Raw genomic sequence first — 15,219 nt, forward strand, 5'->3', positions numbered from 1 at the left:
ATGCCGGGCTGGGCGCCGAGGATCAGCCGGAAGCCCATGCGGACCATTTCCTGGTCGTCCGCGATCAGTACGCGGATCACCGTGTCGTTCACGCCGGTGGTCCTGCCATGGCGGCCGGCATCGGGAAGTCGGCGGTCACCCGCCAGCCGCCGTCGTCGGTGGGGGCGGCGGTCAGCGTGCCCTCCACCGCTTCTACGCGTTCGCGCAGGCCGACCAGGCCGAAGCCGCCACGTCCGCCGACCGGGCCGGGGTGGCGTGCGGCCGGTGCCGTGTTGTGCACCTCTACCCGCAGCCGGGGCCCGTCCACGTCGACCCGTACGGCCACCACGGCGCCGTGCGCGTGGCGGCGCACGTTGGTCAGGGCCTCCTGCACGACTCGGTGCACGGAGGTCTCCACCTCGGGGGCGAGACGCGCCTCGCGGGCCGCCGCGGCGACGTGCAGCTGGACGTCGGCTTCGTCTTCCGAGAACGCCGAGACCAGCCGGGCGAGTTCCGCCCACACCTCGCCGGGCCGGATGCCCTCGTGGCAGTCCTCGCGCAGGACCCGCACCAGGCGGCGCATCGAGTCCAGCGTCTCCGAACCGGACCGGGTGATGTTCTCCAGCAGTGGTCCGACCTGTTCCGGCGCGGTGTGCTGGAGGGCCAGCGCGGCATTGGCCTGGACGATCATGCCGGTGACGTGGTGGGCGACGAAGTCGTGCAGGTCGCGGGCCCGCTGCTCCTCCAGCAGCCGCGCGCGCAGGCCCCAGGCGAGAGCTGTGCCGGCGCCCAGCGTCATCAGCAGGCACCAGTTGACGGCGGTCTGGCTGTCGGTCTGGATGTCCCTCGGCAGCCAGCGCAGCGGGATCGCGATGGCCGCCACGGCCAGTGCGGCCGACACGGCTGCCGCGGTCCTCGGGTGCGGCACCTCCCACACTGCACGGGAAAGCAGCACCAGCAGAGCGACGCTCTCCAGCAGTCCCCAGGTACCGGCACCGTCCGGGCCCGCGACTGTGCCGATCCCGATAGTGAGGGCCAGTGAGCCGCCGGCGACGAGTACGGCACGTACCTGCGTCTTGGGCCCACGGCCGGGCCACAACAGCGCCGCTGTGGGTCTCCCCGGCGCTCGGCGCCCTGCTCGACCGGCTGCCCGCCGACCGCCACCCGGTCCCCGGCACACCCACCGGAACCCTGGGCCGCGAGGCACTGGCCCACCCCGGTGAACTCGTCGCGGTGATCGGAGACCGCCCCGGCGACCCGGCGGTCACCGCCGAGCGCGCGCCCGACCCGCGCCGGGCCGGCACCGGCGCGCCGCTGACGGACGGCACGGGCAGGATGTACGAGTCCCTGGCCCGGGTCGCCACCATCCTCGTCATCGTTCCGCTGCTAGTGCTGGCGGCCTCCGCCGCGCGCCTGTCGGTCTCCCGCCGCGACCAGCGCCTCGCCGCGCTGCGCCTGATCGGCGCCACGCCGGGCCGCGTCGCCGCAATGACGGCCGCCGAGGCACTGCTCACCGGAACGGCCGGGGCGCTGCTCGGGGCCGTGGGGTACGCGGTGCTGCTGCCGGCGGCGGCGAGTCTGCCGCTCGCAGGAGGCGCCTGGTACCCGGCCGACCTGTGGATCGGCGCGCTGCCACTGCTGGCGGTCATGGCCGGGGTGGTCGCGCTGGTCGTCATCAGCGCGCTCGCCGGGCTCCGTCAGGTGGTCGTCGGCCCACTGGGCGTGGCCCGCCGCTCCCGCAGCCGCGGCTTCGTGGCCGTCGTCGCCGGATACGGCTGGATCAGCAAGGAGTACGGCAGCGACGACGCCGTGGCGCTGTCCGCGTTCGCCGCGGTCTTCCTGGCGCTGGCCGTGATCGGGCCGTGGGTGGTCCGGTTGCTCGGCAGGATCGTCACCGCCCTGGCCAAGCGGCCGGCGACACTGCTGGCCGGTCGCCGGCTGCTGGACGATCCCAAGGCTGCCTGGCGGATCGTCTCCGGACTCACCCTGGCCGGTTTCGTCGCCGGGTTCTTCGCCCTGCTCACCATGGACAGCACTTCCCCGTGGGGAGGACGGCCCGACCAGCTCGCCATCGCCGCCCCGGCGAACAAGGTGACCCAGATGCGGACGCAGGCCGAACAGCGCCTGCACGCCGCCGGGGTGAGCGCCGTGGTCGGAGTGGACGACGGCTTCGTGGCCACGGCTCCCTACGACAGCCGCCAGGTCACCGCCACCGTCTCCGGCGGCCCGGCCGAACTGGACCGCGCCCGCACCGCGCTGACCGGCCTGACGCCGGACCAGTACCCGCTCACCACCATCGACGTGAACTGGTCCGAGACACAGTTCACCCAGGACTTCACCACCATCACCCGAGTGGTGCTCGTGGTGACCTTCACGGTCGCCATCACCTCGGCCGGGATCACCGCGGCCGCCAACGTCCTGGACCGCCGCCGCACCTACGCCCTGCTGCACCTGGCCGGAACCCCACTGCGCGTCAACCGCGAGACGCTCATCCCGGTCACCGTGCTGGCAGGCGGCGCTCTCGCGACCGGACTGCTGTGCGGGGGATCGATGATGCTGGCCGGCGGCGACTCCTCGTTCGACGCACGCGGCCTGACCGTCCTCGCGGTGTGCTGCGCCGCCGGCGTCGGCGGAATCCTGGCGGCCGGCGCACTGAGCCGCCCCCTGCTGCGGGCCGTCACCGGGCAGGCAGGGGCACGGGGAGAGTGAACGCTGCGGGGCTGAGCCCGACGGCCGGGCCCAGCCCCTGCGGCACACGGAGCCGGCGTACGGCCGCGCCAGGCATCCGGGCTTGGCAGTGATCTGCTCGATGCGCAAGCGGGCTGAGGGCCCGCCTCTGAAACGCAGCAACGGCTTCCCAAGGAAACAAGCCCCAGGCCGTCGGCCTGGGGCTTCAAGAAGAGCGGGTGACGAGAATCGAACTCGTGGGCACGGGCCACACGTCCTGCCCGGCCTCACCACGGTCAAGGATGCCGGAGCTGCAAGGGTGGTCGACGGTGCTGAGGGCTCCGGTTGATCCCCGGGGCGGAACCCTCAGCACCGTTGCGATGCAGTCCACCAGCCACTCATGCAGAATCGCAGAATTCAGCAATTGGTCAGATGCTGAGTTGGCTGGTCAAGACCCGCAAGGAGGGTTCGAACGTGTACTACTCGCTGACCAGTCCGCGGGTCGCGGAGCTGCTGCGGGTCGCACGGACCATCCTGTCCGGCGTTCTCGCCGGGCAGGCCGACCTGCTGGCCGACCTGCAGGCCGCGCAGGGTGAGCAAAAGCCGCCGTCGTAGGGCCGACCCTCAAACATCGGCTGTCTCCCGGGAGTTGGACAGCTGGATGGCCATCCGGGGGAGCAGAGGCCACCCGTGAGCACCCTTGACCGATAGACCCCCGCAGGTCGGCACGCACCCGCGCGTCTTCGCCACGTTCACCGCGCCGAGCTTCGGCCCGGCCCACAGTCGTCCCTCCAGCGGGCGGCCCTGCCGATGCCGGGTCCGGCACGACGACACAGACCCTGCCCTCGGCACCCCTCGATCCGGACACGTACGACTACGAAGCGGCCGTGCTCTGGAATGCTCACGCCGGTGCCTGTGGCGCCGCTTCTCCATCTACCTCCGCCGTGAGGTCGCCAAGCGCGCCGGCCTCACCCGACGGGCCTCGAAATGGCGTCGTGCCGAGCGGCAGCGGGTCTGCCGGACGGCTTCCGCTTCTACGACCTTCGTCACACTGGTCACACCGGTCAGCACTTCGACGACGAGCGGCAGTGTGAGCCGGCGGCCGGGCTCGACGAGATGGTGCGCGCCGAGCGCGCGAAGAGCCCCAAGGACAACTCCGCGCACCACAAGGAGGAAGCCGCGGCACCTCTACGACGGCCGCGACGGGGAGGACCTGGCTGCCTGGCTCCGCGATCACCTCGAGGTGACGGTCATGTGCCGGGACCGTTCCAGCGGATACGGGGAGGGCGCCGGGTCGGGGTGCCACAGGCCGAACAGGTCGCGGATCGCTGTCACCACCTTCTTCGTGCGGTATCCGTTGTGGCCGTTGCCGCCCGAACGCGAGCCCCGCCCGCCGCCGCGCTCGGCCTCGGCGGCGGCCAGATACTCATCCAACTCGCTCTCCAGGGCGGCCTGCATCAGGTGCTGCTTGATCGCGGGCAGCGGACCGTCCTCACCGACCAGCCTCAGCCCGCCGCCGCGGACCCTGTCCTGGGCTGGCAGCGTCAGCGCGTCCAGCAGGTCCAGGCTCAGCCCGTCCACGGACTCCTGCGTTCTCCTCAGGCCGCGCCGTCCGCGGCCGCCCCGTCGACGGCAAGCGACACGCCGCCCACCGTCTCAAGAGAGTGAGTCTTCTGGATCGTCATCAGGTGTCCTTTCTGGTGAAGTACCCACCTGATTCATGACACTCCCCTGGACTATGGAGACCGACGTGTCTCCTGACGGACGCGGCCGGGAGGCGGCGATGAGGCCGAAGCGGCGACCGCACAGGACCCATATCGCTTTTCCATACGAGGCACAGGGACGTGCCCGAATTTTCGTGCTTTACCTGGAGTTGAACAACCGGCAGGTCACGGCGGCCGTCTTCGTCGGCGCCCGGCAGGATGCGGGACGCGCTCCACATACTGCCGCGTACCGCGCTTGCCGAACGCGGGGAGTTGTCAACCCATGGTGCAGGCTACGGACCAGCTCCGTGCGCAGTACGAAAGACGGGGGCCAACGTGACCAGGGTGATCGCGGAGGGCGGGAATCTGCCCGCCGTCTTCACGAGTTTCGTGGGCAGGCGGCATGAGACCGCTGAGATCCGCCGCCTTCTGGATATGCGGCGGTTTGTGACGCTCACGGGCATGGGCGGTGTGGGTAAGACACGGCTGGCGCTGCAGGTGGCCGCCGCGTCCCGGGAGGCGTTCGCGGACGGGGTGTGGCTGGTGGACCTCGCCTCGGTGCACGACCCGTCGGCGGTAGCGGTCGCGGCGGCGAGCGCACTGCGGGTGCCGGATCTCGGGGTTCTGCCCCTCATGGACCAACTCGCGGGCTATCTCGCGGGGCGGCGGGTGCTGCTGGTGCTGGACAACTGCGAGCACCTGATCGAGGCGTGCGCCGAACTGGCCGACACCCTCCTGTCGACCGCTCCGGAGCTGCGCATCCTCGCCACGAGCCGCCACACCTTGGGAGTCACGGGCGAGCACGTCTTCGCCCTTGCGCCCCTTCCGCAGGACGAGGCGGTTGAACTGCTGCGGGACCGGGCGACCGCCGTCCAGCCGAAGTTCCACGTCACCGAGACCGCCCATGCCCAGATCGCGTGTCTGTGCGCCGATCTGGACGGTCTTCCGCTGGCGATCGAGCTGGCCGCGTCCCGGCTGCGCACGCTCACCGTCGGACAGCTGACGGACCGGCTGGAGAACCGCTTCTCGCTGCTCACCTGCGGCAGCCGGACGGCACCGACCCATCAACGCACCCTGCGCGGGGTGATCGACTGGAGCTACGAGCTGTGCGCCCCGGCCGAGCGGCTGCTGTGGAACCGCCTGACCGTCTTCGCCGGCGGGTTCACCCTGGAGGCCGCCGAGGGCGTCTGCTCCGGGGACGGAATCGCGGAGGCAGAGGTGCTGGATCTCCTCGACCGGCTCATCACCCAGTCCGTCGTACTGAGGTGCGAGGTCGATGGTCTGCCTCGTTACCGGCTGTTGGAGACCATCCGGGAGTACGGCCGCGAGCGGCTCGCGGACTCCGGCGAGCAGGACGAACTGCGTCGACGGCACCGCGACTTCTTCCTCGCCCTGGCCCACGGAATCGACCGGAACTGGTACGGCCCCGGCCAGTTGGAGAACATGGCCCGGCTGCGCGTCGAGCACACCAACCTGCTGGCCGCTCTGGAGTACGACGGTGAGCCCCGGCCCCGGCTGGCGCTGGTCGCGGCCCTGTGCTGGCACTGGTGCGTCGGCGGCTTCCTCAGCGAGGGGCGCCGCCAGTTCGAGCGGGCGCTCGCCGCCGTGCCCGACCCCAGCCCGGAGCGCGCCCGTGCGCTTCTCGCCGCCACCTGGGTAGCGCAGACGCAGGGTGACCTGGCGACAGCCGACCGCTGGCTGGACGAGGCCGACGCGCTGGCCGAGCGGCTGGGCGACCCGTGGGTGCGGATCCAGGTGGAGGGCCTGCGCGGGGTGTCCGCGCACTATCGGGGGCGACCGGAGGAGGGCGTCCGTCGGTACGAGGAGGCCCTGGCCGCCATGACCGCGCTGGGCGACGAGCGCGAGGCGACCTCCTGGCTGATCGCGCTGGCAGGTGCCCGGGCGTACGGCGGGGGCCCTCATGCGGCGGAGACGGGCAGACAGTACAACGCCGCCGCCCAGGCGAGCGGGGAGCGGTGGGGTCGCGCTCAGGTTCTGATGGCCCTGGGGCACGACGCCTGGGCCCGCGGTGACCGTGAGTCGACCGAGGCCCTGGTCAGGTCCGCGCTGGAAAGCATGCGTGGCTTCAGTGATCACGCGATGGTCGGGAGGATGGTGGAACTGCTCGCCTGGACCACCGCCGAAGACCGCGCTCACGAGCGGGCCGCCCGGCTGCTCGGCGTGGCGGAGGCCCTGTGGCGCGACGCCGGCAGCTCGATCTGTGCGTTCGGACCACAGATGGCTGAACAGCACGCGCGTTGCGAGCGAGCTGTCGTCGGGGCGCTGGGGGAGGCGTCGTACAGGAAGGCGTTCGCCGAAGGCGGCATGCACCACACTCCCAGCCGGGCCGTCGACTTCGTCCTGGCCGCCGATTCCGACGTCGTCACCGAATGCGACGTCGATACCGAGGTCGGCGGTGATTCCGATGTCAGGGAACCGGCATCGGGTGGGATGCGGCGACGGCACGCGCCTGCCACGGCACACATCGAGCCGGTGTCGCCCGACGAGGGATGCCGCGTGTACGACGTGCTGCTTGTCGACGACGACCCGACGGTCAGGGAGAGCATCCGGCTCATCCTTGAGCAGAGCGGCCACCGGGTGCGTACCGCCGCCGACGGCGTGACCGGGCTCAGCCTGTTCCGTCAGCAGACTCCGGACGTGGCCGTGCTCGCGGGCCGGTTGCCCGGCTTGGACGGGGTGAGCCTGGCCGGGCGGATTCGCGAGGAGTCCGTGGTGCCCGTTCTGCTCTTGTCGGACCGTGACGACCCGGAGGATGTGGTGACGTGCCTGGACGCGGGAGCCGACGACTGCCTGGCCAAGCCCTTCGACGGATCGGTGCTGGCCGCCCGCGTCCGTGCCCTACTGCGTCGAACCGTCGCCGCAGACCAGTGGCCCGACACCCGTGCGGTCCGGTTCGGGGACCTGGTGTACTCCCCCATGTCGCTGGAGGTGCACAAGGGTGGGGAACCCGTCCACTTGACCACGACCGAGATGAAGCTGTTCCGGGAGTTCGCGGCTTCGCCCGGCATCGTCCTCACCCGCGACCTTCTGCTGGAGCGGGTCTGGGGCTACGCGTGGTCCGGCGACACGCACGTCGTGGACGTCCAGGTGATGCGGCTGCGTACCAAGATCGGCCGCGACCGCATCGAAACGGTCCGCGGCTTCGGCTACAAGCTACTTGCCTGAGCCGGGGGTTCGGCCGTCACCACCCTGCTGCCGCCATGCGCCGCCCAGTTGGGACAGGCGGTCGGACGTATCGTCAGGGAGGAGCACCAGACGTGCTTCGTCCCCGCCGTCACCGGCGACGTCGTCGAGGACGAACACGAGGGCGGCCAGGGCGCTCTACGGCTCGTCGGCGAGAAGGCCGCCGCCCTCCCGGACGACGACAGTCGGCGGCGCGGTTGCCTCGCCGGCCGAGCTGACCGCCCCGGGGTCCGCCCTCGACACGGCGTCTTGGAAGCAGTCGCGGAAGGCGTCCCAGTTGCGCCCGAAGTAGTCCGGGAACCCGAGCACGGCGGCCCGTTCGGTGAACAGGTCCTGGCCGGTACGGCAACGGCAGACACGCACCTCCGCGCCCGCCGGAACGTCAGCCGCCGCCTCGGCCGGCGGGCGGAGCACGCCGTTGTGCCGATCAATGCGGTCCTCTCACTCTCGGTTGTCGGGGCGGTGCGGCAGAAGGCCGCCTGTCCGCCGCACCACCCGGTTGTCGGCGGTCCCTGGGCCTGAGGTTCCCCCGAGACGTGGGGAGAGGTGACAGCGGAGTGACACGACAACCGCGTCCCGCCGGGCACTGCTCCGCGGGACGCCGTTCCCGTGGGGGAGCTACGGCCGGCCTACATACCGGAAGCTGGAGTAGTGGTCGATCGAGACGAACACGTCACCGGTTTGCACCGCCCGCACGATGCGGAAGTTGCCGGTGGCGATACCGGAGCGTTCCGGGTTGCTCGGGTACACGGAGCCGTAGTACTCCTGGAACGTCCCCGCGTAACCCCGCGCGCGGGCGTCGGGCCCGTGGTGGTGCAGGAAGTTCCGCAGAGCGCTGCCATGGTCGTAGTACTGGCCGCCCGACTCGATCCAGCCATGATGGTGGGTGCCCCAGCTGTCATGGTAGTTCTCGACCTCGAAGGCGGCGCCGCGCGGGGCGACGTTGTGGAAGTTGGGCCAGCTGATCTGCCGCCAGTAGTTCAGCGCCGCCTGAACGCCCCGGGGAATCGCCTGCGGGTGCGCAGGGGTGCCGGCGACGCTGGGTGTCGCCGAGCAGGACGCCGCGGGCAGGCTGGCGCAGCTGGGGCCTGAGGCGGCATGCGCTGTCGCCGACATGCCGAGCCCGCCGATGGTGAGGCTGAGCAGTACGGCCGGAACGGCGAGCTTGTGCAGGCGGCGGCTCTTCGGGCGGGTGCGGGTGGGACGCTCGGCGTGTGCGGTGCGTGACATCTCGGTGGAAGACAACACGTCTCCTTGACTTGTTTCGGTGTTTCGCCCGGGGGCTGTTCGCCCCGGTGCCACCAAGGAACCGGACGTCCATGGCAATGGCCTCTCAGTCGGCTCACAGTTGTTTGACAGACGGAAATGACACCCGACCGTGAGAAAGCCCCCATCCCGGCAGCGGGGGACAAGAGATTTCGGCGGGGACCGGTCGGCATGGCAGTGGCCCCGGGCCGGACCGGTTGCGTGGACGGCTGCTCCACCACCGAGTGGTGGCTCGCGGGAGCGTCATGACCAGGTGGTACCGCGCGACGGGGTGGAGAGCGCTAGATGTATTGGCCCGCAGGGTTGTTCAAGCGGGTTGTGGGTGGCTGGCCGCCCAGTGCGGCATCAGGGCTTGATCAAGTTCCGTAGGTGTCCGGATCGTTGGTGATGCCCAGGATGGGGAGTGCTCGTTGGGGATCGTCGCGGATCGCCCGGGTGGTCTTGGCGATGTTGTCGGCTCCGAGGGTTTTCAGCACGCCGATGGCGAGGGGTTGCCGGGGGCGCGGTTGGAAGCGTCGTCGGCTCGCGTACGACCCCGGCGCTTGCTGCCGCCGCCCGTACCCGCGCCACATCAAAGCGGCGCTGCCTCGACTGTGACGGTAGCGGCAGGAAGTGAGCACCGGATGGCTTACATGATCGACCGCTACCCGTCTGAGGAATCACCGCGTCTCGGTGCGATGACCTTGCACCCTGTCGCTGAGTCTGTGCCGCTGGCTCGGCGCCGGTTCCGCAAGTTCATCGCCCCGTACAACCCGGCCTGCTCCGTCGACGACTGTGCGCTGATGATCTCGGAGCTGGTGACCAACGCCATCGCTTACGGCCGGTCGGACGATCCTTGGCTGGTCCGGGTTGAGTGGTTCCGTGAGGGGACCTCGCTCCGGGTCGACGTGCACAACCCCGGCTTTCCGGCGAACGTGCGGCTGAGGCATCCCGACGCCAACGACTCCCACGGGCGTGGACTGCTCCTGGTCGACTCGCTGGCCGAGTCGTGGCACGCCGCACCGAGCCGCTTCGGCGGAACCGTCGTCTCCTTCGTGGTGGCCGATGCCTGGCCCGGAAGGTAAGAGTTCGCTCCGCTTCTACTTCGACGATCGCAGGTTCGCTGGTCTGGTTGACCAGTTGACTTGACCGATCCCGACAGGCGGCGTTCATGGCGTATGAAGTGGAGCCACCGAAGTACGTGCGCCTCGCACAGACGATCCAGCGTCGCATCGAGGACGGCACCTACCCGCGTGGCACTCGGGTGCCCAGCGAGAACCAGTTGGTGCAGTCCTTCGGGAAGTCCCGCCCCACGGTCGTGCGGGCGCTGGAACTGCTGAAGCGTGACGGTTGGCTGGAGTCCCGACAGGGGTACGGCACGATCGTCCGGGACCGGCCGGAAGTGGTGGGGCAGAAGGACAGGCGGGGGCGAGAGGCGCTGGAGCGCGATGAGTCCCAGGCGTCGGGACGCCTCGTGGAAGTCGCTGAAGTCGTTGTCCCGGCGCGGGTCGCCTCAGCGCTCGACTTGCCGAAGAAGGCCAAAATTCTCATGGGTCGCTTCCTCGTTGAGGAGGAGGGCGAAGCAGTTGAGCTGGTCTCGTCGTACTTCCCCGCCGGCCTGGTGGAGGGCACTGAGCTGGCGAGCACTGAAGGCCTGGCCAGCAGTGTGCGCGAGCACCTGGAAGCGAAGAAGAAGATCCGCTTCGACCATGTCACAGAACGGGTCTCAGCTCGGCTCCCTGAGACAGGTGAAGCCGGACTCTCGGGCCTGCCGGACGGCGTGCCCGTGCTGAGCGTCCTGGTCATCGCGTGCGACGCGTCAGGGCAGGCGTTGCAGGTCTCTGAGGTGCTGCTTCCTGTAAAACGGCCCAGGTCTCTGACCTGGGCCTTCTTCATGGAGCGGGTGACGAGAATCGAACTCGCGCTCTCAGCTTGGGAAGCGATGGCGCTTGCGTGACGGTATGGCTTCTGACCTGCATGGATCCGGTCGCGGTGGGGCGGTACAACGGCTTGGTCGCACCGCCGTTGACCGTGGTTGTCCGCTCTTACGGGCACGCGGAGGGCACGGCGCCGCGGCGAGCGGGAAAGCAGCCTGCGGGCGGCCCTCGTTTCGCTCGGGCTGCCTTGACCCGAACACGTCCCGGGTGCGCCGTTGCGACTGCATACGTGTGGCCCTGGTCGTCGAGTTCGGGCCGGCACGCAGATCGTCTCAGCGGGTCGTGGAGAGGGCTCTGCGCAGGAATTCCGTGAGGCTGCAAGGGGAGGTGATCATGCCAAAGCCGAGGGCTCGTAACCCCGTTGCGGGGCTACGAGCACGGTAATGGGGAGGGGATCCGGTGGCGGGCTCTTGAGGGACCCGCCACCGGATCAGGGCCGGGCTACTCGATGTCTCCGTGGATTTCGAAGTCGTCGATCTCGCCGTCGAGGTGAGGGTCGGCGTACTGGGACTTGCCGAGGTAGTTGCCGGTGGTGCGGCCCAGGTCGTGCGGTGACACGGTCATGGCGGTGTTCTGGCCGAGCTGGGTGCCGTTGGCGTAGAGGGTTCCGGTGGTGGTTTCGTTGCCGTTGTCCTTGAAGGTCAGCTTGAGCGTCACCCATTTCCCGGTCGGCAGGGTGTAGTCGGTGGTGATCTCGGATTCGTTGCTGCCACCGGTGGTGGTGATGCCGACGCCGACGGAGCCGTGCTCGGCCTTCGGGGTGAGGCGGAGGTACTTCTGGGTGCTGGAGCCGATGTCGAGCAGCGAAGTCCAGTCGGTGAGGCGGTTCACCTTGGCCCGCATGCTGATGGTGAGGTCGGTGCCGCCGGCCAGGATGTCGTCGGGCAGTTGGGCGTAGGTGCCGTTGCCGCCGTCGAGCTTGAGCACGGTGTCGCCGCCGTCGGTGCCGGTGACGGCGTTGCCCTTGAGTGTGAGGGTGTTCTTGTTGCCGGACAGGTCGGCGACCGTGCCGTCGGAGGAGGAATCGAAGGAGTATTTCACCCAGTTCGCCGGCATGGGTGGCACTTTGTCCACAACCACCCGGACCGTGTCGTGCCTGCTGAACTCGCCGTCGCTGACGGTCAGCCGGAACGCGTAGGTGCCGGGCTTGTCCTCGGTGACGGTCGGGTGGAGGCCGGAGGCGTCGCTGAAGCGCACGGTCGAACCCGCGGGCTTGCTGTCGACGGACCAGGTGGTGGTAAGGGTGCCGTTGGGCGAGCCCAGGCCGTCGTCGGAGGCGGTTCCGCTGAGCTGGATCGTGTCCACGCCGTGACGGATGCCGGTCTGGTCGCCGCCTGCGTCCACCGTCGGTGCGGTGTTCGCGTCCGGGGTGGTGGGCACCAGGTGCACCTTGTAGGCGGTCCCGGCGGGGGCGTCGTAGACGATCGAGGTGGGTGCCTTCAGGTTCGACGCGTCGGCGGGCGCCGTGTAGACGTTCACCTTCCGCTGGGTCCTGCCGTCGACCTTGACGGCGTAGGTGCCCTGCGCCAGGCCCGTCACCTGGAGGGAGGCGCTGTGGGCCGCGCCGCTCACGTTCTTGAAGGTGAGATCGACGTCGCTGCCCGCCGAGTTGACGTCGGCAGCGGTGTACCGGTCGTTGTCCAGGGACACCGACAGCCGCTGGGTGACCAGGTTGAGCCGGCGACCCAGTCCGTCCCTGGGGATCACGTGGGTGGAGTGGGGCCCGGAAGTGACCGTGGCGCCGTAGCCGACCGTGCCGAAGACCGGGTCGTCGGTGACGACGTCCGCGCTCAGCGTCTGGAGCGCTCCCCACAGGCCGAGGTCGGACTCACCGGTCATGCCGCGCCAGCCGTTGAGCAACTGGACGTCGGGGCCGCCGCCGACGCCCGAGGTACCGAGGTTGCCCTTCTCTGACTGGTAGGTCCACGCAGAAGCGCCGATGTTGTCGGGGTGGTTGCTGATCTGGCCGGAGTTGACGGTCGAGAAGGCGGCCGTCTTGGCTGCGTAGTTGAGCCGTTGCAGTACGGCGCGGTCGGCGGAGGAGACGGCGTGGGAGCCGCTCTCCAGAGCGGACGTGTGGTTGATGTAGTCGTCCATCGTGTAGCCGGCGAGGGCGACGGTGTACTGGAACTGCCACCAGTTCTCACCGGTGTTGGTGGTGGGGTTGGCGTACCAGTACCAGACCGGCATCTGGCCGCGGGTGGCCCGGGTCTTGAGGACGATGTCGCGCATCATCCGCAGCGCGTTGTCCCGGTCGCTGTCGACGTTCTGCCGGGCCAGGGTGTAGACGGCCTCTTCACCGGTGTTGTCGTAGCTGTACTCGGAGCCGTAGGGGTACTTCTGCGCCGAGAAGTTGGCGTACTTGGTCGCCATCTTCGCTTCGACATCGTTCGCGTAGTCGTCCATGCCCTCCGCGCGCAGGGCGCTGATCAGGGCCGGAGTGGTCAGCTCGCCCATCAGGCCGGTGTCCCAGTTGTAGTAGACCGGGCCGTCGTAGAGCTCCTTGAAGATGTGGTAGGCGGTGCTGAGGTACCAGTCCGCGCTGTGTGCGTAGGTGATCAGACCGGGGTTCTGCTTCGCGATCCGGTACATCCCGAAGTAGGTGTTGTAGACGTGCGGATAGGCGTAACCGCGGTAGGCGGGCGAGGTGTTCTGGCTGCCGGGGTGGCCCTGCTCCCAGAAGTCGTAGACGAGGTAGCTGGGGTTCTTCTGGTGGGCGGTGTTGCCCAGCAGGTGCTCCCAGACGGCCTTCTCCAGGTAGTCGTCGAGGGACTTGACCTGGGTGGCGTCGGGGCGTGCGACCAGTTTCGCGGAGAGGAACTGGGCGTGAGTCAGTCCCCAGTCGTCGCCGAGGCCCCAGTAGCCGTCGTACGCGTCACGGCGTCCGGCCGGCGGCTTGGAGCCGGTGGGCACGGAGCCGTCCTTGGCGTTCATCAGCCAGTCGTCGAACGTCTTGTAGCGGATGTCGTCGGTGGTGATGCCGTCCGAGGCGTTCCACTGCGTCTTGTCGACCATGAACTTGGCGTGTGAGTCCACCAGGTCGGAGATCTTGCCGATGACGTCGAACTGGAGGACCGACGTCCTGGGGCGTCCGCCGCTGTCGGTGTAGTGGACCGTCAGCTGGTTGTTGCCTATCTGCGACGGGCCGAAGCGGACCTTGTAGATGCGGTACTGCCCGTTGGTCCGGGAGAAGGTGACGCGGGGGTCGGTCGGTGAGCTGTTCTTGGAGTCGTTCTCGCTCTTCGCGACGATGCTCTTGATGGCCCCCTTGACGCGCAGGGCGACCTGGGCGGTCTGGTCGTACGGGACGACCAAGCCGGGCACGACGGTGGTGTCGAGCAGGCCCTGTCTGTAGAGGCTGTCCTTGACGTCCTGGTCGGAGTTCACCTTGCCTATGTGGAAGGCGTACGTCTTGCTGGCACCCCGGGCCAGGGAGAGGCTGGTCGAGGGCAGATACCCACGGTTGGTCTTCTGGATCGCCTTCGAGTGCACGTAGTAGACGTTGAGGCCCTTGACGTTGGATCCCTCGTTGTTCTGGTTCCAGGCCCAGGGGGTGTCGCCGACCTCCTCGGTGCGCCAGCGGTCCTGGTACTCGAAGCCGGAGCCCGTGGTGGTGTCCGGGGTGAACAGCAGGGACGGACCCTGGCCGCTGGGCCGCCCTATAGTGACGTAGGAGCTGTTCTTGCCGACGTAGGAGTGGCTGAGGACGCGGGTCTCGTAGATCTCGTCACCGCCCTTCCACAGCTCGTTGTCGGGCAGCGGGACGCCCCAGTCGCCGATCACCAGCCGCTGGCCCGAGGTGTTGGTGACCTTCTGCTTCCAGGTGAGGGAGCCGTCCGCCGCGAGGCTGTAGGTCTCGGTGAAGGTGAACTTCTTGATGGCGTTCGAGTCGGTCGAGGGCTTGTAGGTGACGGTGATGGTCTTCCCGTCGGCCGACTGGGCGACCGTGCGGGAGTCCGCGGAGGAGGTGGTCCACGCGGACTTCCACGGATTGCTGCCGACGCCCTGCTTGCTGACGGTTCCGGCGCCGGTGGCGTAGGAGAACATGACGTTCCCCAGCCACTGGCGGTACTTGGGGTTGGGTTCCTTGCCCTGGTCGGGAGCTACGTCGGGGTTCATGACGTACTCGGTGTCGAAGGTGTCCCCGGCGACCTTGAGGGACTGGATGCTGCCGTCGGAGGCGAAGCCCACGTGCAGCTGGCGGGAGGAGAGGGTGTAGGGGTAGGTGGTAGCGGCATGTGCCTTGCTCGGTGGAACGATGGTGAAGGACACCACCGCGAGTACCGCCGCCGGCGCGGCGATGGCCAACCGTGGTTTCGACAGGGAAACCATGACGACCTCTCAAGTTGTGGGGGGTGCCGGCTGGGGTGGCCGGTCAGGCCACACTTTATGGATCCGACGGAACTGACCTTCACGCAGGGCCGGAAGGTGGCCGGGGGCGGCGTACTTCGCTCATCGGTTTCGGTACCACCCGGGCTCCCGCC

Annotated in this window: 9 protein-coding genes and 2 pseudogenes; 6 read left to right on the plus strand and 5 right to left on the minus strand. The window is 69.2% G+C overall.

Annotated features, from left to right (window positions below; all coding sequences use genetic code 11):
* Positions 1–88 precede the first annotated feature (88 nt).
* The gene (locus tag ADK36_RS28160; RefSeq protein WP_234329901.1) at positions 89–880 is read right to left on the minus strand and encodes a sensor histidine kinase; all 792 of its coding nucleotides are present in this window, start codon (positions 878–880) and stop codon (positions 89–91) included.
* Between the two features lie 137 nt (positions 881–1,017).
* Between ADK36_RS28160 and ADK36_RS28165 the strand changes: the two genes are divergently transcribed.
* The 3 genes and pseudogenes from ADK36_RS28165 to ADK36_RS50505 all read left to right on the plus strand — a co-directional run.
* Positions 1,018–2,688 carry an ABC transporter permease gene (locus ADK36_RS28165; protein WP_234329902.1) on the plus strand — a complete coding sequence of 557 codons (1,671 nt, stop codon included), beginning with the start codon at positions 1,018–1,020 and terminating at the stop codon, positions 2,686–2,688.
* Between the two features lie 402 nt (positions 2,689–3,090).
* Positions 3,091–3,261 (plus strand): annotated as a pseudogene (locus tag ADK36_RS28170) (transcriptional regulator); the annotation flags it as partial.
* Positions 3,262–3,346: 85 nt separating this feature from the next.
* Positions 3,347–3,571: pseudogene (locus ADK36_RS50505) on the plus strand (replication initiation protein); the annotation flags it as partial.
* Between the two features lie 308 nt (positions 3,572–3,879).
* Here the strand turns inward: ADK36_RS50505 and ADK36_RS49055 are convergent.
* Complete coding sequence (locus tag ADK36_RS49055; RefSeq protein ID WP_048584135.1) at positions 3,880–4,227, minus strand: hypothetical protein; 348 nt, start codon at positions 4,225–4,227, stop codon at positions 3,880–3,882.
* 458 nt (positions 4,228–4,685) lie between these two features.
* Between ADK36_RS49055 and ADK36_RS51150 the strand changes: the two genes are divergently transcribed.
* Positions 4,686–7,535, plus strand: a complete 2,850-nt coding sequence (locus ADK36_RS51150; protein ID WP_048584136.1) for a response regulator — start codon at positions 4,686–4,688, stop codon at positions 7,533–7,535.
* Between the two features lie 156 nt (positions 7,536–7,691).
* Here the strand turns inward: ADK36_RS51150 and ADK36_RS28185 are convergent, their stop codons facing one another.
* Both ADK36_RS28185 and ADK36_RS28190 read right to left on the minus strand, forming a co-directional pair.
* A complete protein-coding gene (locus ADK36_RS28185; RefSeq protein WP_053084717.1) occupies positions 7,692–7,967 on the minus strand; it encodes a barstar family protein in 276 nt (91 codons plus the stop codon).
* Between the two features lie 204 nt (positions 7,968–8,171).
* Complete coding sequence (locus tag ADK36_RS28190) at positions 8,172–8,798, minus strand: hypothetical protein (protein ID WP_159029235.1); 627 nt, start codon at positions 8,796–8,798, stop codon at positions 8,172–8,174.
* A 644-nt stretch (positions 8,799–9,442) separates the two neighbouring features.
* On the opposite strand from ADK36_RS28190, the gene ADK36_RS28195 reads away from it, so the two are divergent.
* The gene (locus ADK36_RS28195) at positions 9,443–9,883 is read left to right on the plus strand and encodes an ATP-binding protein (protein ID WP_048584139.1); all 441 of its coding nucleotides are present in this window, start codon (positions 9,443–9,445) and stop codon (positions 9,881–9,883) included.
* An 86-nt stretch (positions 9,884–9,969) separates the two neighbouring features.
* Positions 9,970–10,755 carry a GntR family transcriptional regulator gene (locus ADK36_RS28200; RefSeq protein ID WP_078916459.1) on the plus strand — a complete coding sequence of 262 codons (786 nt, stop codon included), beginning with the start codon at positions 9,970–9,972 and terminating at the stop codon, positions 10,753–10,755.
* 421 nt (positions 10,756–11,176) lie between these two features.
* Here ADK36_RS28200 and ADK36_RS28205 read toward each other — a convergent pair whose 3' ends face one another.
* Positions 11,177–15,067: a DUF5695 domain-containing protein gene (locus ADK36_RS28205; RefSeq protein ID WP_159391210.1), complete on the minus strand. Its 3,891-nt coding sequence runs from the start codon at positions 15,065–15,067 to the stop codon at positions 11,177–11,179.
* Positions 15,068–15,219: the final 152 nt, after the last annotated feature.

Origin of the sequence: Streptomyces viridochromogenes (assembly GCF_001270495.1) — a bacterium.
Classification (GTDB): domain Bacteria; phylum Actinomycetota; class Actinomycetes; order Streptomycetales; family Streptomycetaceae; genus Streptomyces; species Streptomyces viridochromogenes_A.